This is a genomic window from Pseudomonas sp. HMSC063H08 (assembly GCF_001813645.1).
Taxonomy (GTDB): Bacteria; Pseudomonadota; Gammaproteobacteria; order Pseudomonadales; family Pseudomonadaceae; genus Pseudomonas; species Pseudomonas aeruginosa.
Genome location: NZ_KV813517.1, coordinates 1 through 1,029, shown reverse-complemented (window position 1 = coordinate 1,029; position 1,029 = coordinate 1). Strand labels below are relative to the sequence as shown.

Sequence of the window (1,029 nt, the reverse complement as noted above, 5' to 3'; positions counted from 1 at the left end):
CGGCGGCAGCTCAAGGTCAACCAGGCGTCGGGCAAGACGAATGATCCGGAACAGTTTCACCAGGGCTTCGTCATTGAGACGGCCTGCCTGGCTGGATGGCTGATCGCCTGTGGTGGGTTGGCCCAGCAGCAACTGAGCGAGGCCAGCTGAGAATTGAAACTCGCCCAGGGCGTCGCGGCAGGTCTGCTGGTCGTGTGAGTTCAGGACGACTTGGACCTGGCCGCTGAGCGCTTGAAGCAGCGTCATGAGGTGCAGCGCTGAATCAGTAATCTCAGGGTCTTCATTGGGCTCGCGATACGTGTAACCCACACCGCCCTGAATCCTGACGATCTCTCCTGGGGCGCCGACATGCAGAGCGATCTCTTCAGCCAGATCAGCGATGTGCTGTCGCAGGATCTCGGGGGTATCGATCGACCGCTCGATGTACCAGAGATCGGTGATCGGGTGCAGGCCGCCGACTTGCACTGGGATTGCCTGCAGAGCTGTTTCCTCGAAGACAGGTAGATGTTCACCCTCGAGAGCGGCCAGCCGTTGGCGAGTCTGCTGGATCTTTGTGGATACCGGGCTCACGATATGACCTGCCAAGAGCTCAGCACGCTCCTCGTCGGTCAGTTGCTGCTGTTGTACAGGTAGCGGCGGAGTTGGCGGGGTAGAGGGATTACCCGGGAGGCTATTGATCTTGGACGTTTGGAGGCCGGCAGCGGGGCTCTGTGATTGTGCTTGTCCAGTAGTCGACGCAGCAGGACTTTCCTGCCCTACTGGTGGAATTTCAGGTGGTGCGGTAGGTGCGGGCAGGTCGATCAGAGTGCCCCGGCGCTGTTCCTGCTGGCCGTTGGTGATCTCGAGCAGAATCTGGTCATAACGCAGGCCCAGGGGCCGCTTCATCTGGTCGATGAGTTCGTCCTGGAAACGCTCGAAAATGAATTCGTCAGGGCTACTGTCGAAGATCGCCAGAGTGTCCTGGAACATCATTTCGAAGTCGATCCCTTCACCGGCGTATAGACGTGTCCAGCAGGAGGATGCCGACTT

General features: G+C 59.3%; 1 pseudogene. It reads right to left on the bottom strand.

Going from position 1 to position 1,029, the window contains the following annotated elements:
* Nucleotides 1-1,029 (bottom strand): annotated as a pseudogene (locus HMPREF2924_RS21820) (transcriptional regulator); the annotation flags it as partial.